Raw genomic sequence first — 19,825 nt, 5'->3', positions numbered from 1 at the left:
CCTCATTGAGGGCTTTTTCATCTTGTATTGGTCCCTGCCGGGCTTATTCGAGCAAATTGGCTCAGGCAATGATGTCGAGCTGGGTGCCCTTGCGATTATCTTCGCCCACCATGTCACCCATCTGCTGGGCGAGCGGGCTCTGCTGGAATTGCATGTAGTCACTCAGATTCTGCTGGCGCTGGTAGCGATTGGCCGCCTGATAGAGTTCAGCAGTGCTCGGGCCCGATTTGCTGTCGCTCTCCTGACCGCTGGCTTCCAGGTAGCGCTCCACCACGGCTTTATCTTGCTGGTTAGCCGTATAAGAGACCGCCAGGGTTCTGCGAGCCGTTGCTTTCTCTTCGCTCTGTGCCTGCACTTCATCCTTCTTGAACAGCGCTTCGTTACGGGCCTGACTGACCTGTTCGGGCGTGACAGCCGGAGAGGAGGGGTATTTGCCGTAATCGGGCAGCGGCATGGGCCGGGAGGTGATTTGCATGGTGACGCTTCTCTTGTGAACAGGGACGGACGCATGATACCCATCCATGTTAGCTCAATAAATCACCACTTGTCGGCTCATCAAGAGTGGGTTCAGCTTCGCGCATCGATTGTTAATTGAACCGCCTCTGAGTGACAAAAAAGGCGCCATAAGGCGCCTTTTTATCCTTCGGTTACTGCCGGATCAGTTGAAGAACCAGTAACCACGGTTGACCAGACGGGTCAGCAGTTGCAGGAAGCCAGCCTGATCGGCCAGCTCCACCATGTCGGCTTGAGTGATGATGTCTTTGTCACACAAGAGCGAAATGGCTGCCGCGTCTTCGCTCTGCAGAGTCCAGGCTTCGCCGTCGATGAAGCACTGCTGGCTCTCGCCGCTAAACCAGACGGTGCGCAGACCCGGCACCTTGATGGCAGGCTCGCCCTGGGTCAGCAGGTCGGCTACCTCCTCGGCGCTGTAGTCCGGCTCGACCGGATTGACGTCCAGATCGTGCTTGGCCTCGGAGATCATGGTGCCGAACCACTCCTTGAACAGGGTCTCGTCATCGAGGGCCTGTTGCATCAGCTCGCGCAGACGGTGCAGCTCGTGGGGCTGGATCTCGCCGTGACGGGCGCGGGGCTTGAGATCGGTATCGCCGTAACGTTCGGTGCGGATCTCGTTGTCGATCAGGTGATCGGCAAAGGAGGAGATAAGCGCTTTGGCATCCGGCGCGCGGAAACCCACCGAGAAGTTCATGGAGGGCTCGATGGCGTAGCCTTCGTGGGGGAATCCGGGCGGAATGTAGAGGATATCGCCCGGCTCCATGATGACGTCGATGATCGCCTCGAACGGCTCGCAGTGCAGCAGGGCCGCGTGGGCGGCGAACTCGTTCAAGGGCTTGGCATCGCCGACCCGCCAGTGGCGTTTGCCCTGGCCCTGGGTGATGAAGACGTCGTAGTTGTCGATGTGGGGACCGACCCCGCCGTGAGGGGTGGAGAAGCTCACCATCACGTCGTCAAAACGCCAGCCGGGGATGAACTGGAACGGCACTGCCAGCTCGTTGACCTCGGGGGCCCAGTGGTTGCAGGCCTGCACCAGCACGGTCCAGTTCTCTTCGCCCAGATGGTCGTAGGATTCGAAGGGGCCGTGGGCAGCATCCCACTTGCCGTCGAAACGGGTGACGAGGCGGGACTCTACCACCTCTTCCATGGCCAGACCCGCCAGCTCGTCCGGGCTGATGGGATCCTGAAAGTCCTTGAAGCCACCCTTGATAAGGAGCGGGCGCTTCTGCCAGTAGTGCTCGAGGAAGTGAGCGATATCCAGATTGAGTTCGTACATGCTGTTTCTCGTGTCTCGCAAAGAGGTTTTGCCCAAGGCGGGCTTGGGAAAAGCCACTCGGGATCCTGCCGTGGCAGGGAAAATAACAGGGGCCCTGTGGCGTATCGTGCACAGGGCCCCTTCGTCACTGCCGGTTGGCTTACTTCAGCAGATCGACCAGACGCTGGGCGTCACCGATGTAGTTGGCCGGGGTCAGCTTTTTCAGCTCAACCTTGACCGCTTCCGGCAACTCCAGGGTGTCGATAAAGGTACGCATCCCTTCGGCATCGACGCGGCGACCACGGGTCAGCTCCTTGAGCTTCTCGTAGGGCTTCTCGATACCGTAGCGGCGCATCACGGTCTGGATCGGCTCGGCCAGCACTTCCCAGTTGGCATCCAGATCGGCAGCCATGGCAGCGTCGTTGGCTTCCAGCTTGGAGATACCCTTGAGGGTCGCCTGATAGGCAATCAGGGAGTAACCCACCGCCACACCCAGGTTGCGCAGCACGGTAGAGTCGGTCAGATCCCGCTGCCAGCGGGAGATGGGCAGCTTGCTCGCCAGATGCTGGAACACGGCGTTGGCCAGACCCAGATTGCCTTCGGAGTTCTCGAAGTCGATGGGGTTGACCTTGTGCGGCATGGTGGAGGAGCCGATTTCGCCTGCGATGGTGCGCTGCTTGAAGTGACCCAGGGAGATGTAACCCCACACATCACGGTCGAAGTCGATCAGGATGGTGTTGAAGCGGGCCATGGCGTCGAACAGCTCGGCGATATAGTCGTGCGGCTCGATCTGGGTGGTGTAGGGGTTCCAGGTCAGGCCCAAGGAGGTAACAAACTCCTCGGAGAACTGGTGCCAGTCCACATCCGGGTAGGCGCTGAGGTGGGCGTTGTAGTTGCCGACCGCACCGTTGATCTTGCCGAGGATCTCCACCGCCATGATCTGCTTGAACTGGCGTTCCAGACGGTAGGCGACGTTGGCCATCTCCTTGCCCATGGTGCTCGGGGTCGCCGGCTGGCCGTGGGTACGGGAGAGCAGCGGCATGTCACGGTACTCGTGGGCCAGACGCTTGAGCTCGCTGATCAGCTTCTCGCAATAAGGCTTGATGACCTCTTCGCGGGCGGTTTTCAGCATCAGACCGTGGGAGTTGTTGTTGATGTCTTCCGAGGTGCAGGCGAAGTGGATGAACTCGCTGACAGCCGCCAGCTCCGGGTTCACTTCGACTTTCTCTTTGAGGAAGTACTCCACCGCTTTCACATCATGGTTGGTGGTGCGCTCGATCTGTTTGATACGGGCGGCGTCACTCTCGTTGAAGTTGCTTACGATGCCATCGAGCAGGGCGTTGGCGGCCGCGCTCAGGGCAGGGACTTCCGGGATCCCGGCGTGGCTGGCCAGTTTCTGCAACCAGCGAACCTCGACTTCAACGCGAAAACGCAGCAGGCCGAATTCGGAGAAGATAGGGCGCAGGGCATCGGCCTTGTCGCCATAACGACCGTCAATCGGGGAAACAGCAGTCAGCGCGGACAGCTCCATGGGGTGAACTCCTGATGATTTGTGTGGGGGATCCGTATCCACTCGCGCGTGGGGCTGAGTCGTCATCAAGGCGGATGTGCGGCTGTTCACCCTGATGTCGACCTCGGCTGGCCCGCGCGCGAGCCGATGATTAGTAACGTTTGGCCAGCTCCACCATCTTCTTGCGAGCGAAGATGATCTGGGTGCGGCTGCCACCGAGCTGACGCCACAGCACGCAGGCACGAATGCCCGCCAGCAGCAGGGCGCGCACCTTGTGCTGCACCAGCGGCTGCTGCAGGAACAGCGGGGTACCCGCCACCTGAATGCGCGGCCCGATGGGGCTGATAAGATCGCTGTAGATGCTCGCCATGTTGGCCAAAATCTGCTCGTCGAGCAGATCGAAGTGCTGTTGCTGGCGACCAATCTGGCTGATCCGCTCACCCAGCATATTGAGAATGTCCTTGCGCTTGGCCAGCTTGCGCTCCAGCGCAATCAGGCTCACCACGTAGCGGGTCAGCTCGGCATTCTTCTGGCTGCCGTCGGCACCCAGCTGTTCGACCAGCGCACGGTAGCCGTCGCGAATGGCCAGATGGGTGTTGTTGAACACCTCGAGCGGCTGGCTCGGGTTGGTCACCAGAATGCTGGAGAGGCTCTCGCGCAGGGCGGCCTCGTCACAGCTGCCGTCTCGGGCCACCTTCTGCACCAGATACGCGGCCTGGCAGATGCCGGCAAAGGCCATGGTTCTGTCTTGGAATTTATCGCTCACGTCTGCTGCCTTCTGTTAAGGATTCAAACCGGATGGCTGAAACGTTGTTCGATGATGCCGCCGCCCAGACACACTTCCCCGTCGTAGAAGACGGCGGACTGGCCCGGGGTCACCGCAGCCTGTTTCTCGTCGAAGATGACCCGGATGGTTTCGTCGTCGATGGGCTGGATCAGGCAGGGGATATCCTGCTGGCGGTAGCGGGTCTTGACGGTGCAGCGACGCGGCTCGCGGATCGGGGTGCGATCCACCCAGTGCAGCTGGCTGGCAATCAAACCATCGGAGTAGAGGCGGGGATGTTCGCCCTGCGCCACCACCAGCACATTGCGTTCGACCTCTTTGTCGACCACATACCAGGCCTCTTCGGTGGCATCTTTGCGACCACCGATGCCGAGCCCCTTGCGCTGGCCCAGGGTGTGATACATCAGACCCTGATGCTCGCCGATCACCTTGCCATCCACGGTCTCGATCTTACCGGGCTGGGCGGGCAGGAACTTGGCCAGGAAGTCCTTGAACTTGCGCTCGCCGATAAAGCAGATGCCGGTGGAGTCTTTCTTCTTGGCGGTGATGAGATCCAGCTGCTCGGCGATGCGGCGCACCTCCGGCTTCTCCAGATCGCCAACCGGGAACAGGCTCTGACCCACTTGCTTCTCGCTCAGGGTATAGAGGAAGTAGCTCTGATCCTTGTTGGTATCGAGACCGCGCAGCAGGCGCGGGCGGCCGGTGCTGTCGTCACGGCGCACATAGTGGCCGGTGGCGATGTAGGTGGCACCCAGCTCTTCGGCGGCAAATTCGAGGAACGCCTTGAACTTGATCTCCTTGTTGCACAGGATATCGGGGTTTGGCGTGCGGCCAGCCTTGTACTCTTCGAGGAAGTGCTCGAACACATTGTCCCAGTACTCGGCCGCGAAGTTGATGGTGTGGAGTTTCATCCCCAGCTTGTCGCAGACGGCCTTGGCATCAGCCAAATCCTGGGCGGCAGAGCAGTACTCGTCCGTGTCGTCTTCTTCCCAGTTCTTCATGAACAAGCCTTCGACCTGATAGCCCTGCTGCTGGAGCAGGTAGGCCGAGACGGAAGAATCCACGCCGCCGGACATGCCGACGATCACCTTGATTTGGCTGTTGTCTGTCATTAGTCGAAGTTACCAGTTCGTTTAAACGGGGCGTATTCTACCAGAGTTTTGCGCCCCCGGTCACATATCCATGCCGCAGTTCCCATCAGGAGCCTGATAGCAGGAAATCGTTTTTCTGTTTGTCAGTACCATGATGAAAAAATGGTGCCAAACGATATCGGATAGCCTGTTCACGATCTGTCACGAGAGGCCGTCAGCAAGGTAAAGAGCAGCGCAGGAACCGGAGCGTATATATATACGTGAGGATTCCGAGCAGCACATGAGCCTTGATCACGGCCTCGCAGTAAGAGCGTGGGCAGGCTTTCAGATGAAGGCCTTGAGTGCCGACAGTGGCAGCCGTGTCCCCGCCAGATAATCCTGAATGCACTGCCACACCAAGGGGCTGCGCAGGGCCGGTTTGCATTCCGCTATTTCTTCAAGAGTGAGCCAGTGGCAAGCCAGCACATCGCCGTCAGGATCCTCTGGATGGTGCTGACCGGGCGCTTTTTCAAGGTCGAAGATGATGGCGGTGCGCACATAGGTGGCCTCGCTGTCGGCCGGTTTGAACAGATAGGTGCCAAGCCAGGCGGTCGGTGTGGCGGTCAGACCCGTCTCCTCTTTCAGCTCGCGGCAAGCCGCTTCAAGCAGGTTTTCCCCCGGCTCCACATGGCCGGCGGGTTGGTTGAAACGGCGCTGGCCTTTTATCTCCTCTTCCACCACCAGAAAGCGCCCCTGCCACTGCACCAGGGCGGCGACCGTCAGGCGCGCCTCCATGCGGGCGTGGCTGGTGGCCGATTGCTCTGCCTGATTGCTCATCATGACTCCTTGTCGCTGCTATTGGGATTGCCCGCACGGGCGGGTCTGCGTGCCGTTCCTCGCCCGCTGCTGCGGGGTTTGCCGCTGGTCGGGTTTGAAGTTGAACGCTCGTTTGGGTGAGTGCTGCGGGGGCGCTCGTCCCGTCTCGGCTGGCTGGGCCGCCGTGGCGCATCCCCTGCCGGTTTGGCCGGTTTGGCGGTATGAGCGCCTGAACGGGATGAGGAGGGACGCGGGCGGCGGGTGGAGAGCGGTGCCAACTCGGGGGCGGGCAGGCTGCGGCTCTCACCGGGTGCCAGTCCATCCAGGGTCCAGTCACCGATGGCGTAGCGAATAAGGCGCAGGGTGGGGTGGCCGATATGGGCGGTCATTCGCCGCACCTGGCGGTTGCGCCCCTCGATGATCTTGATCTCCAGCCAGCTGGTGGGGATCTCCTTGCGCTCGCGAATGGGCGGATTGCGCGGCCACACCGCAGGTTCATCCATGATGCGCGCCCCGGCGGGCAGGGTCATGCCGTCATTGAGCTCCACACCGGCGCGCAGGGCGGCCAGTTTCTCCTCGCTCGGGATGCCTTCTACCTGCACCCAGTAGGTCTTGGGGGTCTTCTCCCCCGGCTGGGTGAGGCGCGCCTGCAGCTTGCCATCGTTGGTGAGCAGCAGCAGCCCCTCGCTGTCGCGATCGAGCCGCCCTGCGGCATAGATGCCGGGCTCTTTGATGTAATCCTTGAGAGTCTCGCGGCCCGCCTCGTCGGTGAACTGGCAGAGCACCATGTAGGGCTTGTTCAGCAGGAGCAATTTGCGATCCTCTGGAGCCAGCTCCGGTTTGCGGGGGGATGCATGGCGGGGTGCGGCTGGTTTGGCCGCCGTGCGCGGGGCGTTATCGCGCGGCGTACGGTTGACAGAGAGACGGGAGCGGGGAGATTTCATCGGATACACACTTCAGACAGACGATGGCAGCGAGTGTACCACAGGGTGCTGAGGGCAGGATGAATGGCTGGCGTTACAGCAAGCAGCGCCCAGAGCCAATTCGCCTAGCTTAGCAGGCTCTCGATGACGATAGCCTGACGGGCGGGGGGCGAGCCCGCCAACAGCAGGGCGTAGCTGACCACATCGTCGATCATCGTCTGCGCCAGTCGGGTGAGGGGGCGCAGGGTCTCCCGTCCGCTACCGACCGGCACCGCCAGCAGAATAATGGTCTGCACCTGCCCGATTTGAGAGCCCCACTCGATAGGCTCCTTGCAATTGAGCAGGGTCAGCGCTGGCTGGCTGATCCCTTCGCTCAATACATGGGGCATGGCAAGGCCGGGGCGGATGATGGTGGCCGAGACCTGCTCGCGCCGCTCTACCGCAGCGGTCAGTGTGGCGCGGTCGGTGACCAGCTCGGCGGGCAGCAGATCGATCAGATGCTCGAGGGCTTCGGCCTTGGTCAGCGGTTCGGTGCTGTGGGCCAGCTGGCGCAGGGCAAAATGGTAGTCGGGCAGGACGTTGGCCAGTCGCAACTCCGCCAGCGCGGCGGTGCGCGGGCGCACCAGTGGTTGACCCAGTTCGCCGCACCAGCAGGTGAAGGCCATGTGGGCGAGCTCGGCATCGCACCCTTCAATTTGCAACTGGCAGAGATCGCCGGGCTGGGTGGCGAGGGTCAACAGGGAGAGCTGGTTGCTGGCGGCAACGGTTTGGCGCCGGGTGAGGTTGGCGCAGCGGATGGTGGAGTTGAACATCCCCGCCAGCCGGTTCAACTGCTTGGCCTGGGTGATGCTCAACCCCTGCTGGCAGTAGAAGGTGATTTCGCGGGTCAGCATCAGGCCGGGATCGGCAGGGCCTTGAGTACGGCGTTGGCATCCAGCAGCACGGTTTCCAGTCTCACCTGATGGATAGTGCAGCCGAGGAAGCGCTCTTTCTGCTCAATCTCGATATCGGAGGCAATCAGCACCAGGTCGGCGCTGGCAATATCGCGGGCGGTCAGCATGTTCTCCATGCCCATGGCGCCCTGAGTCTCGACCTTGATCTTGAGTCCCAGCCCAGTGGCGGCTTTTTGCAGGGCATCGGCAGCCATATAGGTATGGGCAATACCGGTCGGGCAAGCGGTGACGGCGACGATCTTCATCTGCTCTCTGTGATGCTGACAAGGGGGAGCAACAAGATAGCGCCAGCGGGGGGCTTTTACCAAAAGCGCATATGAAAAGTGGGATCTTGATGGGGATATGCCTGCCCCTTGAACGGCAGTGCAGGTTCATGCCGGGCCAGTCGGGTATCTGGTTGCTTCAAACAACAAGGGCCACCCCTGTGGGTGGCCCTGAACAATCTGCGTCTGTTGTTATGGCTATCAGGCGGTCTGGGCAGCCAGCGCGGCGGCTTTCAGTTCGCGCTTGATGCGGCGGATCTTGCGCTCCTCGGCGACCGCGACACAGCCCATCAGCACCAGACAGGCGGCGGCTGCGATATCCAGCGCCGCGAAGGTGCCGGTCCAGCCGGTCAGACCGAAGATGGGGGTGCCATCGGCGATCATGCCCAGCCAGTTTGGCGAAGCTGTCACCAATCAGGTAAGCGAAGGTGCCCTTGACGCCATCGGCCACGCTGATGCCCTGCTTGGGGACGAAGCCCACGGCGGCGACGCCGATCAGCAGTTGCGGACCAAACACCAGGAAGCCCAGGGTGAACAGGGAACCCAGGAACATGAACTGGGTAGTCGCATGCTGGTAGAGACCCAGGGTGGCGATGATCAGCGCCAGTGCCACACAGGCAACCAGGCCACGACGGCCATTGGCCAGATCGGAGAGGTAACCCCACATCAGGGTGCCGACCAGAGCGCCCACTTCGAAGAAGGTAAAGCCCTGAATAGCAACGTCTTTGGAGAAGCCCAGCTCCTGGTGGGCATAGACGGTGGACCACTGGTCGATACCGATACGCACCACGTAGAGGAAGATGTTGGCAAAGCAGAGCAGCCAGATCACCTTGTTGAGCAGCACGTACTTCACGAAGATCTGCCACTTGGTCAGCTGCTGCTCTTCGGTAGCGATATCCTCTTCGCTCGCTACTTCGTCAAACAGCTCTTCCACCTTGCCAAGGCCGTAGGCTTCCGGTGAATCGCTACCAAAGCGCAGGCCGATAAAGCCGACGATCAGCGCGATGATGGAGGGGAAGATAAACATGCCGAGCACGTTGCCATCAAACAGGTAGTTGGCACCGAACAGCGCCACACCGGCTGCACCGGCACCGCCCACGTTGTGGGAGAGGTTCCACATACCCAGATAGGTGCCGCGCTTGTTGCGAGGGGTCCACTTGGTGATGGTGGAGTAGCTGCACGAACCGCCACAGCTCTGGAAGAAACCGCTCAGGGCATAGAAGAAGATCATGAAGTAGAGGCTGAAACCTGTGCCGCCCATGCTGGCACTGAAGCCCAGCATGCAGAGCGCGGAGAGGATCAGCATCAGCGGCAGGAACTGCTTGGTGTTCTTGCCATCGGCGTAGTAGGAGACGATGGTCTTGCCCACCCCGTAGGTGATGGAGAAGCCAAGGCCGATCATGCCGAGCTCGGTCATGGAGAGACCGTACTCCTGGATCATGTCATTTTGCGCAATGTTGAAGTTCTTGCGGATCAGATACATGGTCAAATAGCCAATAAATACAACCAGATAAGATTGCATAAACGGCTTGAACCAGAGCTTGCGCCGGGCTTCGACCGGCAGGTCCAGGGTGGGGACCCGGACCTGTTGGAGCAATTTCAACATCTTCGTTCATCCTCTGCGAGATAGACGGTATTTCCGCCGCGCCCCTCATTTGTAGATAGGTTGTTCGAGGTCACGCCACGGAAGGGGGAACGGAACGTCGGGGCTGTCAGCCGTTGCTGCGCTCGACGCTCCATCCATATAAACCCGGGCCCGGCACGGGATGACGGGGCGCATTGCCCGTCGCGGTGCGGGTCACGACATCAGGTGAGGTGACTCTAATAAGAGGGGCAAGAAATGGCTTGAGAGCCATCCCTAGTGGGGCTAGGAAATTTTCCTAGTTTTTGCGCTTTCGCGGACAAAGCGTGAGAAACATCACACCGCTGACGCCGGATTGCTGCCATTTCAGCCAGTTTGGCGTTCTGTGCTGGGCTGTGCTGGGCTGGGAAGGGAGCCAGGGAAAGGCAAGGGGAGAGGTGACGGTAGAGGGCTGATTGACCACCAATTCTTAGGTGGCGATATTGGGGAAAGGCTCGCCAGCCATCCCCAAAAACAAGAGGCCATCCCGCGGGGTGGCCTCTTTTATGGTCTAGGAGCCTCGATGGTGAGGGGGGACTCAGGCCGCCTTGGCCAGGGTCACCTCGTCACTCTTCTTGACCCGCAGCTTTTTCAGGGCAACCGCCACCACGCCAGTGACGATGGCGCCGCAGATCATGCAGAGCAGCGCCAGCAGCGGCTTGTTGACGGCACCCAGCAGGGCCACGATGGGGCCACCGTGGGCGACGCTGTTGGTGATGCCAAACAGGAAGGCCATCACGGCGGCGGTCATGCTGCCCAGCACGTTGGCGGGGATGACGGCGAGCGGGTCACGAGCGGCGAACGGAATCGCACCCTCCGAAATCCCCACCAGACCCATGGCGCCGGCAGCCTTGCCCGCTTCAATCTCGGTGGCGTCGAAGATGCCGAGCTTGCGACCGAGCACGGTGGCCAGCGACATGCCAAGGGGGGCGGCCGGGATGGCGCAGGCCATGGCACCCATAAACTGGGTCTGACCGGAGGCGATCATGCCGACGGAGAAGAGGAAGGCCACCTTGTTGACCGGGCCACCCATATCAAAGCCGGCCATGCCCCCCAGCACGATCCCCAGCAGTACCAGGCTGCCACCGCTCATGGAGAGCAGCATGGCGTTCAGACCCGTCATCATGTCGGCAATGGGGGCACCGATGATGAAGATGAAGACCGCAGCGATAAACAGGGAACCGACGATGGGGGCGATCAGGATCGGCACCAGCGGCTGCACCATCTTGTGGTAGTGGCGGGTGGCAATCCAGCGCACCAGATAACCGACCAGGAGGCCCGCAATGATGGCACCGATAAAGCCGGTACCTGCGTCGGCGCCGTAGAAGCTGCCGTTGTTGGCGATCCAGCCGCCGATAAAGCCGGGGGCCAGTGCCGGGCGATCACCGATGGCGTAGGCGATGTAGCCCGCCAGAATGGGGATCATCAGGGTGAAGGCGGCGACACCCACGTTGAGGATCTGGTTCCACATGCTCCCTGCCGGGATCTGCATGCCGCTTGGGGTCGGATCGCCGCCGATGGCGAGTGCCAGCGCAATCAACAGACCACCGGTCACCACGAACGGGATCATGTGCGATACACCGTTCATCAGGTAGCGATAGAGATCGGAACTGCCACCCGCGCTCTTCTCCTCACCTTTTTTATCTTCTTTGCCAGCCACGTAGGCCGGGGCTTTCAGGGCCTGCTCGATCAGACCCTTGCCATCCTTGATGGGGGCCTTCACGCCGGTCTTGATGAGCGGCTTGCCGTTGAAACGGGCCATGTCCACCTGCTTGTCACAAGCCACCACGATGGCGGTGGCGCGGGCGATCTCGTCCGCAGTCGGGCTGTTCTTGACGCCGATGGAGCCGTTGGTCTCCACCTTCACCTCATAACCCAGATCCTTGGCGGCGCGCTCCAGCGACTCGGCCGCCAGATAGGTGTGGGCGATACCGGCCGGGCAGCCGGTGACACCGATGATAAAGCCTTTGCTGGTGGTCGGGGCCGCGCTCTGCTCCTCTTTCTTGGCCAGCAGCAGCGCCAGCGCATCGGCCGGGGTGTTGGCCGCCAGCAGCTTGGCGATAAAGCCCTCTTCGATCAGCTTGCCGGAGAGCTCGGCCAGCACCTCGATATGGTGGTTGGCGCCGCCATCGGGGGAGGCGATCATAAAGAAAATATGGGACGGCTTGCCATCTTCGGCGCCGTACTCGATGCCGTTGCGGCTGATGCCGATGGCGACCGCCGGGTTGCAGACCGCCGCACTCTTGGCGTGGGGCAGGGCTACGCCCTCTTCAAAGCCGGTGTTGCCCAGCTCTTCGCGGGCCCACAGATCCTTGATAAAGGCCTGCTCGTCGCTGACCTTGCCTTGCGACGCCAGCAGGCGGGCCATCTCGGTGAAGACCTCTTCCTTACGCGTCGCTTTCAAATCGAGGTTGATCAGATGTTCATTGATCAAGGTGGTGATCATAGCGCTCTCCCCGCTTCCGGTGACGGAAGCTATGCGTGAGTACGTATCGACGTACTGGATAAAAATGACCTGATCATTATCGCGGCTCGCCCGCACCCTCCCTATCGGACAAATGTGCTAATTACTGGATTTTTGTGCGCAGTAAAACGCGATGTGATGAAGATCCCGTTTTCAGGTAGGACTCACCATTTTCAGATTATTGCTAATTTTGTCTTTAAAAACAGATAAATGGATTGTGACTGGTCTCGTAACCAGGTTTGTAATGCATCATGTCAATAAATTAATCACCAGCGGGGTCTGGATTTATATGTGGTTTTAAGGCGTTATAAGATGTGACCTTTCTCACAAAAAGTCGCAGTTTCGTCGGGCGGATTAGGATTTTTATGCGCCTGATGGCGGAGGCCAATCGCATTGGCTGGGCGAGCGCAGAGGGGCGTTGTTTGGGAAGAAAGTGTGGTGGCAAGAGAGGGATGGCTGAAAAGAGATAGGTTATAACACGAACGTCCGAATACGCTCCGCTATTCGAACCTACGGACTACACAATATGCGCCACCGACTCCAGCCAGTTGGGAACTTGTTGCCGATACCACTCCAGATATTGCTGTGCCTGCGGCTTCTCCCTTCTGGTCAGCAGATTGGTGACTTCAATAATCAGCCAGCACTTGGCCATGACGAGATGGCGCAGCAACCGGTCGCCAGAGAGCAGCGAACTGTGGCACAGATAGCGTTCAATGATGGTTTCATATTCAGCCAGCGAACCCATCCGCGGCACCAGCGGGGCCAGATCGATGGCCGGACTGCCATAACCAAATCGCTCCCAGTCAAACAACACCAGCTCACCATTGTTGCGGGTGCCCCAGTTGCCCTCATTGCTGTCTCCCGAAATCAGGCATGACTCCTCGAATAGTTCGTGACCAAGTTGCTGGATATGGCGGATCTTCTCGTTTACCGCTTCCGGCAGGCAGAGTACAGAGAGCGCCTCGTTGGTGTCGACGAGCGACCAGCCGTGAGTTTTCACCGCAAAGTCGGGCTGATAGTTGGCGTTATGAAGGTTGGCCAGCTGAGCAAAGGTCTGTTCGTTGTGGTGCAGCTGCGTGAGCGTGACCGGATGAGGGATCTGCTCAAGGAACAGGGTCTCCCCTTCGACCTTGAGCAGGGCAGGAGTGTTGAGCCCGCTTAAATGCAGTGCGGCGCGTTGGTAGAAATGGCGCTCGACAGGCGATGCGCCGCTTTTTCTGATACAGGGTTTGCCATCCAGCAGCTGGATATTTACCGAAGCGCCCCCCATTTTCGCCAACTCCTCTTGCGTCATCCTCTACCCCGTTAGCTATGAGTGGTCAGTTGAGTGAGATAGCTATTTACCGCTTCACGAGTCGTGAAATGGTGCTTGTCGTTTGGGAATCGATCAAACAGCTCGCGATGGAAGTGGTGGGAGCTTTTGCCTGCTCGCTGCCCATATTCCGATGCCCACACCAGCAGTTGTTGAAAGTTCTTTTCGGCTGCCACTGCATCCCGTTGCCTGGCACTTTGTGATCCACGCGATAGCAGTGAATCACGGCATACAGACCAGTCGAGATCCAGAAAAAGCAGGGTATCAGCGGCATCAAGCAGTTGCTCGGCCAGGGCACCAAATACCCCTTCGACCACCCATGATGGCTCTTGAGCAAGTGTTTGGATGGCATGGTCAATCTCATGCTGGGGCCGTTTTTGGTTAAACCCGCCCGGTTGCCAGACGATGGTGTCCAGATTGACCTCTCGGATAATTAATACCTCAGTCAGCTGCGCCGCCAACCAGCTCTTGCCAGACCCCGAGTTGCCAATAATCAGAATACGTTTCATCTATGAGCACTCTTTTCTGGAACAGATATCTGGAGGCTGGAAAGTAGAGGTGATAACGCGAATGTCCGAATACGCTTCGCTATTCGAACCTACGGGCTATCAGAATTTATGGTCAAATTAGGTATCATCGCACATCTGCGTTATAGATAATTTTATTTTACTCATCAGACATTAGATGGATTTCTATTTCGCCGATTAGATTTGATTTTTTGCGTCTGTACTCGTCGATAGCATAAAATTTATTTTCTTTATCTTTGGGTGGTACAGGTGTTTCTGGTAGCTCCTTAACCAAAGCAATGCATTCTTTTGCGACTAAATCCTTATCAGCTAAATCACAGATATTATCCATTAACTTTAATATTTCATTTTGTGCATCGTCAATTTTATCTACAATATCAGTGGCGAGCATAGCTCCTTTTGCTCCACGTTTAATGTTATCCAATTTATTAAAAACTTTATGAATGGAGCCAATGATTCCAGTTCTAGCCTCCACTCTGATTACATCATGATGTTTTGCCTTAGTTTGATATAAAGATTCCGATATGATGGCATCCGATAGCCATTTTGCATCAGAGTACAGAAGTTGAAGGCCCTCTCTGAAGTCTTTATAAGAACTAATACCTTGAAGTAGAAGCATTAGTGTGCCAATTACAGTTACACGAGCTTTTATTGAACCATCTTCAAACTCAACATTGATCTCAAGACCTTCAGATAAAAAGAACTCCGTACGAGTCAAGGAAAACATTCTTAAATTTTCCTTAAATGACTCTAACTGTTCATCGGTTTCCATTCCTCTCGGCTCAACATGAATATAAGCCTGGCTAAGGATGTTCTTGTTTATATAATCTGCCACTATGTGATCTCAATTTTTGTTGATGGTTTAATTTCAAAAAACCTATATAGATATTTACATCGACTTCAATCGCCCTTGGAAATGGCGGTAAACATCATCGTTATTAAAGCCATCCACATTCTGGCTGGAGAAAATAAGTGGGGTGACGCCTTGTGCCAGCGCCAGTTTCTGCGCTTCGACTACCAGCGTATTGATCAGCACCATGCCGGAGATGGAGGAGAAAGCGCCGGTGACCCGATCATTGACTTCGCACAGGCCATCGCCCGGCGGCACGCAGTTATCCAGTACCAGATCGGCCAGCTCCATCAGTTTTTGGCCAGAAGGGTGACGACTCGGGTTTTGCGCCGATTGTGCCACCGAGGTAATAACGAGCACCTTGTGGCCGCGCGCTCTGGCAAGCTGGGCCCACTCGATGGGCAGGGCATTGCGTCCTGAGTTGGAGATCACCACCATCAGATCCCCCGGCGCAATGGGTTGCTCATCCCACAGGATGGCGGCAAGCCCGGGCAGTTTTTCCAGCGCCGAACTGCGCAGGGCACCATCGGCGGTGGTGACGGTGGAGTCGAGCACGGCGTTGATATTGCCAAGGCCACCAGCACGGATAAACCCCTCCAGCCCGACCATATGAGAGTGCCCGGTGCCCAGCATATGGATCATCTTGTTGTGAACGATGGCCTCGCTAAACCAGTGGGCCGCCTGCCGGATCCCGGCTTCGTTCTGGCTGACCATGGTAGCGATGCGCGCTTGCAGTTTTTCGACGTACTCAAACATAACGGCGGGATCCTTTTCTGTTGCCGGAGAGGGGCACCTCATCCTGTGAACGGGTTCTATTGGGTGACTCTTAAGATCCGCTGAGATTTATCAACCTGCTTGCTTAATTCTTTGAGCTTGTTAAGAGAGATTTGGTATTGACCATTTGAGGGCAGGGGCTTCCCGTCAAACTGCTGCCATACCAAGTTTCCCGGGCCATTAAAAATCTCTTCGAATGTGCCGTTAGGAAGAATTTTGATGGCGATGGTGTGTTCTGGCTGGCTGCGGAAGGCGACTGATTTTGCCTGCGTGGCTTTGATTTCAACTTGCAGCCCGGATGGAGATAAAGCGTCATATCCCTTGTTTGATGCATTCATCAATTCTAACCCGTAAGCATCTGCAACCAGACATTCGCCAATACTGCCGACCATATGGCCATCGGGCGTAAAGTGTCGCCCCGGAAACATTTCTTCAAGCTCCTCTACTGTCGAGTAGAGCTGTTGTACCAATCTCTGGAATCGCTTGTGATCGATCATGTTTTTACCGCTTTGATTGTTCAGTTTTGTCGGTCGGATCGTCGAAGCGTAATTGGACGGTCACGAGGAAATTATCGCTACATCCCATTTCTAGCTGGCACGCTACCGCCCCTGGATGACAGCCTCCACTCTGCTGCTGTTAACCGATGATGTGGTGGGAGGGGATGGCGCTATGGTGGCCAGAGCGATCTCGGCAACGTCCCTCCCAATCCCGGTTGCCAAGTGAGCCATGGTAATCAAGGTGGGGGCAATGCAAAACCGGCAGCAGGTAAAAACCTGCCAAGGATCAACAAACTACTTGCTTGATAGCGGGAGTTTATTCGGTTGGTTGTGTGACGGATGACAGACTGGAGCCATCAATACTCCAGAAACTTCTCCCCGCACCGCTCGCAAATTAGATGTTTTACATGGGTGGTCTGGTAGGCCAGTGTTTCACCAAACGCCCAGTTGGTGATGCTGCTGGAAGTAAAGGCTTGCCAGAAGGCTTTGCGCGGATCCTTGGGCATGATGTCCTGGCTGTGATCGCGGGCGACCAGCACCACGATATGGCGGGTTCGTTCCCTGCATTTGTCACAGCGATGGATTTCACTCGGTGGCTTCTGGTTGTGCGGGTTGCTCATAAAGGGGCTCGTGAAGTGAGGCGGGCGCCCATCATATTCCTCTTCACTTGGCTCTCAATCTCTCCTTGCCGGCGCAGTGAGCAGCCTCACGTTTTGCGCTGCTGCAGGCCTGCCCAGCCAGCTCAGGCCGACTCCCGCTTTTGTAGATTGGGGGTGATGATATGACGGTTGGGGGCGAGCTCGGGTTGCTGCATCCGGGTCAGCAGCCGTCTTGCCGCCTGACGGCCGATTTCGCGAGCCGGTGAGCTGACGAAGGTGAGAGCGGGGGAGGTGAGTTCGGCCTCTGCCACATCGTCAAAACCGAGCAGGGCCACCTGCTGGCCGATGTAGTTGTCCTTGCCCACGGTGCGGCCGCTCGCCTCGACACCATAGATGGCGCCGAGCGCCACCTCGGGGTAGTGGCAGAGCACGGCGGTCACCTTGGGGTGCTGGTGCAGCAGTTGGGCGATGGTGTCGGCGGCGCTGCGCTGGGTGCGTTCGCACTCCACTACCCACTCCGGTTTGAAGGGCAGGCCATATTGCAGCAGGCTGGCGCAGTAGCCGCCGATACGCTCGGCGCGGGTGAGGGAGTCGGCCCGCCCGCCGACATAGGCGATATGGCGGTGCCCCTGCTCGATCAGGTAAGTGGTGGCCTGCTTGGCGGCGTGGGTGTTGTCGGGGCCGATAAAGTCGACGTCATCACGATAGTAGGAACGGGCGGCGCACACCACCGGCAGCTCGGAGTCGATCAGGGTCTCCAGCGTCTTGGCCGCCGCGCCGCGCACCGGATTGAAGATGATGCCCGCCACCCCCTGCCGTGACAGGGAGTGGATGCTCTGCTGCAGCCGCTCCGGACTGTGGCCGCACTGGGTCAGAAACAGCAGATAGCCCTGCTGCTCCAGCACCTCGCTCACCCCGGCGGTCACCTCGGTATAGAAGGGGTCGGTGATGTCGCGCAGGATCAGCCCCACCAGATTGGACTGCTGGCTACGCAGGTTGGCGGCGGCGCTGTTGGGCACGTAGTCGAGCTCTTTTATCGCCTGCTGCACCCGCTCGGCGGTGGCCGGGGAGATGCGCCCCTTGCCGTTGAGCACCATGGAGACGGTGGTGACCGACACTCCCGCCCGCTGGGCGACATCGGTGATCTTGGCGGCTTTGGCAGAGAGGGATTTGGGCGACATAGGGCGAACGGACGACGGACAGTTGAAAGCGAGGCCCCAGCATACCTGCTCAGATGCTCAAGTGAAACGTTACATCACCATTGGGCCGATCCGGCTCACAAATTTGGATCCTGCTGCCAGCCATCCCCCTTATTCTGTGATCCTGTCGGCACTTGTAAATTGATAAAACGTTTTATCATCCAGCAAAACCTGATGCTGACCCGCGCCTTTTGCTTCGAGATTGCTTCGAGATTGCCTCGAGCGGGGGAGGGCAGCCGCAGATATTGCTGTCTATTTACAAGGAGCCGTTTCATGGCCAAGCCTCAAGCCAAATCCACCATCTGGGAGTTCCTGCAGAGCCTCGGCAAGACCTTTATGTTGCCGGTCGCCCTGCTGGCCTTCTCGGGCATCCTGCTCGGTGTCGGCAGCTCGCTCACCAGCGATGCGGTCAAGCAGAGCATGCCCTTCCTCGACAATACCGTGCTGCAACTGCTGTTCCTCTGGATGACCAAGGTGGGGCTGGTGGCCTTTATCTACCTGCCGGTGATGTTTGCGGTGGCCATTCCGCTCGGGCTGGCGCGAGAAGAGAAGGGGGTTGCGGCCTTTGCCGGTTTCGTCGGCTATGCAGCGCTCAACCTCTCCATCAACTTCTACCTGACCGTAGCCAACGTCATCGGTGACGGGGCGGCGGAGAAGGCCTACGGGGTGAAATCGATCCTCGGCATCAGCTCCATCGACACCGGGATTCTGGGGGCCATCATCGTCGGCGTGATCGTCGCGAAGCTCCACGCCCGTTTCTACACCTACAAGATGCCCGATGCGCTCGCCTTCTTCGGCGGTGCCCGCTTCGTGCCCATCATCACCGCGCTGGTGCTGGGTGTAGTCGGCTTGGTCGTGCCGTTCGTCTGGCCCTGGTTTGCTGCCGGTATCAACGGCATCGGGGCGCTCATCTCCCACGCCGGTCCCTTCGGCCCCTTCCTGTTCGGTACCGGTGAGCGTCTGCTGCTGCCGCTCGGTCTGCACCATATTCTGGTGGCGCTGATCCGCTTTACCGAAGCGGGCGGCACCCAGCTGGTATGCGGTCACGAGGTGAGCGGCGCCCTCAATATCTTCTACGCCGAGCTCTCCTGCGCCGACACTTCCGGCTTCTCGGTCTCTGCCACCTCCTTCCTCTCTCAGGGCAAGATGCCTGCCTTCCTCGGCGGCCTGCCGGGTGCGGCGCTCGCCATGTATCACTGCGCTCGCCCGGAAAATCGCGGCAAGATCAAGGCACTGCTGGTCTCCGGCGTGGTGGCCTGCGTCATCGGTGGTATCACAGAGCCGCTGGAGTTCCTGTTCCTGTTCGTGGCACCGGTGCTCTACGTCATTCACGCCATCCTGACGGGTCTGGGCTTTATGACCATGGGGCTGCTCGGCGTCACCATTGGCAACACCGACGGCAACCTCATCGATTTTCTGGTGTTCGGCGTGCTGCAAGGTACCGCCACCAAGTGGTATCTGGTGCCGGTCGCGGCGGCCATCTGGTTTGCCATCTACTACAGCGTGTTCCGCTTCGCCATCGTGCGCTTTAACCTGAAAACCCCCGGTCGTGAAATCGAGACCAGCGAGACTGCCCAGCCCGCAGGCAAGAAGGCCGGCAACAGCGGTTACAACGGTGAAATCATCCTTAACGCCCTGGGCGGGGCCGATAACATTCTGGCACTTGATAACTGCATCACCCGCCTGCGGATGTCGGTGCAGGACATGAGCCGGGTCGATGACAAGGTACTGAAAGCAAACGGCGCCATCGGGGTGATCAAGCTCGACGAGCACAACCTGCAGGTGGTGATCGGCCCGCAGGTGCATCTGGTGAAAAACCAGCTGCAGAGCCTGATGGGGGCCTGAACCGGCCAATAAGATCCGAACGGGGGGCGCAAGCCCCCCTTGTTTGCCTC

18 protein-coding genes and 1 pseudogene are annotated in these 19,825 nt (G+C 58.7%); 1 reads left to right on the top strand and 18 read right to left on the bottom strand.

Annotation, left to right across the window (positions count from 1 at the left end):
- Positions 1-61 precede the first annotated feature (61 nt).
- From ACTG1K_RS18220 to ACTG1K_RS18135, 18 genes and pseudogenes are all read right to left on the bottom strand, one after another.
- Positions 62-475, bottom strand: a complete 414-nt coding sequence (locus ACTG1K_RS18220; RefSeq protein WP_111900845.1) for a hypothetical protein — start codon at positions 473-475, stop codon at positions 62-64.
- Positions 476-658: 183 nt separating this feature from the next.
- On the bottom strand, positions 659-1,789 hold the full coding sequence (locus tag ACTG1K_RS18215; protein ID WP_111900844.1) for a ribosomal protein uL16 3-hydroxylase: 1,131 nt from the start codon (positions 1,787-1,789) through the stop codon (positions 659-661).
- 139 nt (positions 1,790-1,928) lie between these two features.
- Positions 1,929-3,299 (bottom strand): adenylosuccinate lyase, encoded by a 1,371-nt coding sequence (gene purB / locus ACTG1K_RS18210; RefSeq protein WP_005334624.1) that lies wholly within the window; start codon positions 3,297-3,299, stop codon positions 1,929-1,931.
- A gap of 130 nt (positions 3,300-3,429) precedes the next feature.
- Positions 3,430-4,044, bottom strand: coding sequence for a high frequency lysogenization protein HflD (gene hflD, locus ACTG1K_RS18205; RefSeq protein WP_005334622.1), 615 nt, complete (start codon positions 4,042-4,044; stop codon positions 3,430-3,432).
- Positions 4,045-4,067: 23 nt separating this feature from the next.
- On the bottom strand, positions 4,068-5,174 hold the full coding sequence (gene mnmA, locus ACTG1K_RS18200) for a tRNA 2-thiouridine(34) synthase MnmA (RefSeq protein WP_005353619.1): 1,107 nt from the start codon (positions 5,172-5,174) through the stop codon (positions 4,068-4,070).
- 303 nt (positions 5,175-5,477) lie between these two features.
- Entirely contained in the window at positions 5,478-5,969 is a 492-nt protein-coding gene (locus ACTG1K_RS18195; RefSeq protein ID WP_021229916.1) for an NUDIX hydrolase, read from the bottom strand.
- Positions 5,969-6,892 carry a 23S rRNA pseudouridine(2457) synthase RluE gene (gene rluE / locus ACTG1K_RS18190; protein WP_440006265.1) on the bottom strand — a complete coding sequence of 308 codons (924 nt, stop codon included), beginning with the start codon at positions 6,890-6,892 and terminating at the stop codon, positions 5,969-5,971. The genes ACTG1K_RS18195 and rluE overlap by 1 nt, the downstream gene beginning before the upstream one ends.
- A 104-nt stretch (positions 6,893-6,996) precedes the next feature.
- Positions 6,997-7,764 (bottom strand): PTS sugar transporter subunit IIA, encoded by a 768-nt coding sequence (locus ACTG1K_RS18185; protein WP_440006263.1) that lies wholly within the window; start codon positions 7,762-7,764, stop codon positions 6,997-6,999.
- Positions 7,764-8,069, bottom strand: a complete 306-nt coding sequence (locus ACTG1K_RS18180) for a PTS fructose transporter subunit IIB (RefSeq protein WP_005334611.1) — start codon at positions 8,067-8,069, stop codon at positions 7,764-7,766. Before ACTG1K_RS18180 ends, ACTG1K_RS18185 begins: the two co-directional genes overlap by 1 nt.
- Before the next feature lie 219 nt (positions 8,070-8,288).
- Positions 8,289-9,693: pseudogene (uhpT, locus tag ACTG1K_RS18175) on the bottom strand (hexose-6-phosphate:phosphate antiporter).
- Between the two features lie 553 nt (positions 9,694-10,246).
- Positions 10,247-12,154, bottom strand: coding sequence for a PTS fructose transporter subunit IIABC (locus ACTG1K_RS18170; RefSeq protein ID WP_429151115.1), 1,908 nt, complete (start codon positions 12,152-12,154; stop codon positions 10,247-10,249).
- 535 nt (positions 12,155-12,689) lie between these two features.
- Entirely contained in the window at positions 12,690-13,466 is a 777-nt protein-coding gene (locus ACTG1K_RS18165; RefSeq protein ID WP_429188815.1) for a phosphotransferase family protein, read from the bottom strand.
- 11 nt (positions 13,467-13,477) lie between these two features.
- The gene (locus ACTG1K_RS18160) at positions 13,478-13,993 is read right to left on the bottom strand and encodes an AAA family ATPase (protein ID WP_429188817.1); all 516 of its coding nucleotides are present in this window, start codon (positions 13,991-13,993) and stop codon (positions 13,478-13,480) included.
- A 157-nt stretch (positions 13,994-14,150) separates the two neighbouring features.
- The gene (locus ACTG1K_RS18155) at positions 14,151-14,783 is read right to left on the bottom strand and encodes a hypothetical protein (protein ID WP_230599658.1); all 633 of its coding nucleotides are present in this window, start codon (positions 14,781-14,783) and stop codon (positions 14,151-14,153) included.
- A 117-nt stretch (positions 14,784-14,900) separates the two neighbouring features.
- Entirely contained in the window at positions 14,901-15,617 is a 717-nt protein-coding gene (locus tag ACTG1K_RS18150) for a sugar isomerase domain-containing protein (protein ID WP_075114887.1), read from the bottom strand.
- A 56-nt stretch (positions 15,618-15,673) separates the two neighbouring features.
- Complete coding sequence (locus ACTG1K_RS18145) at positions 15,674-16,132, bottom strand: DUF6998 domain-containing protein (protein WP_075114888.1); 459 nt, start codon at positions 16,130-16,132, stop codon at positions 15,674-15,676.
- Positions 16,133-16,488: 356 nt separating this feature from the next.
- Positions 16,489-16,752 (bottom strand): hypothetical protein, encoded by a 264-nt coding sequence (locus tag ACTG1K_RS18140; protein WP_075114889.1) that lies wholly within the window; start codon positions 16,750-16,752, stop codon positions 16,489-16,491.
- A gap of 122 nt (positions 16,753-16,874) precedes the next feature.
- The gene (locus tag ACTG1K_RS18135; protein ID WP_440006259.1) at positions 16,875-17,912 is read right to left on the bottom strand and encodes a Mal regulon transcriptional regulator MalI; all 1,038 of its coding nucleotides are present in this window, start codon (positions 17,910-17,912) and stop codon (positions 16,875-16,877) included.
- 291 nt (positions 17,913-18,203) lie between these two features.
- Between ACTG1K_RS18135 and malX the strand changes: the two genes are divergently transcribed.
- On the top strand, positions 18,204-19,775 hold the full coding sequence (gene malX / locus ACTG1K_RS18130) for a maltose/glucose-specific PTS transporter subunit IIBC (RefSeq protein WP_075114891.1): 1,572 nt from the start codon (positions 18,204-18,206) through the stop codon (positions 19,773-19,775).
- The last annotated feature ends 50 nt before the right edge of the window (positions 19,776-19,825 follow it).

It is taken from the genome of Aeromonas sp. 102P (genome assembly GCF_051920345.1).
GTDB classification, from domain to species: Bacteria; Pseudomonadota; Gammaproteobacteria; order Enterobacterales; family Aeromonadaceae; genus Aeromonas; species Aeromonas veronii.
This window is presented reverse-complemented; position numbering and strand designations above follow the sequence as displayed.

Excerpts from the sequence above, each read along its gene's own strand:
- ACTG1K_RS18220 (WP_111900845.1), bottom strand. The coding sequence starts at position 475 with ATGCAAATCACCTCCCGGCCCATGCCGCTGCCCGATTACGGCAAATAC.
- ACTG1K_RS18215 (WP_111900844.1), bottom strand. The coding sequence starts at position 1,789 with ATGTACGAACTCAATCTGGATATCGCTCACTTCCTCGAGCACTACTGG.
- purB (WP_005334624.1), bottom strand. The coding sequence starts at position 3,299 with ATGGAGCTGTCCGCGCTGACTGCTGTTTCCCCGATTGACGGTCGTTAT.
- mnmA (WP_005353619.1), bottom strand. The coding sequence starts at position 5,174 with ATGACAGACAACAGCCAAATCAAGGTGATCGTCGGCATGTCCGGCGGC.
- ACTG1K_RS18195 (WP_021229916.1), bottom strand. The coding sequence starts at position 5,969 with ATGAGCAATCAGGCAGAGCAATCGGCCACCAGCCACGCCCGCATGGAG.
- rluE (WP_440006265.1), bottom strand. The coding sequence starts at position 6,892 with ATGAAATCTCCCCGCTCCCGTCTCTCTGTCAACCGTACGCCGCGCGAT.
- ACTG1K_RS18185 (WP_440006263.1), bottom strand. The coding sequence starts at position 7,764 with ATGCTGACCCGCGAAATCACCTTCTACTGCCAGCAGGGGTTGAGCATC.
- ACTG1K_RS18180 (WP_005334611.1), bottom strand. The coding sequence starts at position 8,069 with ATGAAGATCGTCGCCGTCACCGCTTGCCCGACCGGTATTGCCCATACC.
- ACTG1K_RS18170 (WP_429151115.1), bottom strand. The coding sequence starts at position 12,154 with ATGATCACCACCTTGATCAATGAACATCTGATCAACCTCGATTTGAAA.
- ACTG1K_RS18165 (WP_429188815.1), bottom strand. The coding sequence starts at position 13,466 with ATGACGCAAGAGGAGTTGGCGAAAATGGGGGGCGCTTCGGTAAATATC.
- ACTG1K_RS18160 (WP_429188817.1), bottom strand. The coding sequence starts at position 13,993 with ATGAAACGTATTCTGATTATTGGCAACTCGGGGTCTGGCAAGAGCTGG.
- ACTG1K_RS18155 (WP_230599658.1), bottom strand. The coding sequence starts at position 14,783 with ATGGAAACCGATGAACAGTTAGAGTCATTTAAGGAAAATTTAAGAATG.
- ACTG1K_RS18150 (WP_075114887.1), bottom strand. The coding sequence starts at position 15,617 with ATGTTTGAGTACGTCGAAAAACTGCAAGCGCGCATCGCTACCATGGTC.
- ACTG1K_RS18145 (WP_075114888.1), bottom strand. The coding sequence starts at position 16,132 with ATGATCGATCACAAGCGATTCCAGAGATTGGTACAACAGCTCTACTCG.
- ACTG1K_RS18140 (WP_075114889.1), bottom strand. The coding sequence starts at position 16,752 with ATGAGCAACCCGCACAACCAGAAGCCACCGAGTGAAATCCATCGCTGT.
- ACTG1K_RS18135 (WP_440006259.1), bottom strand. The coding sequence starts at position 17,912 with ATGTCGCCCAAATCCCTCTCTGCCAAAGCCGCCAAGATCACCGATGTC.
- malX (WP_075114891.1), top strand. The coding sequence starts at position 18,204 with ATGGCCAAGCCTCAAGCCAAATCCACCATCTGGGAGTTCCTGCAGAGC.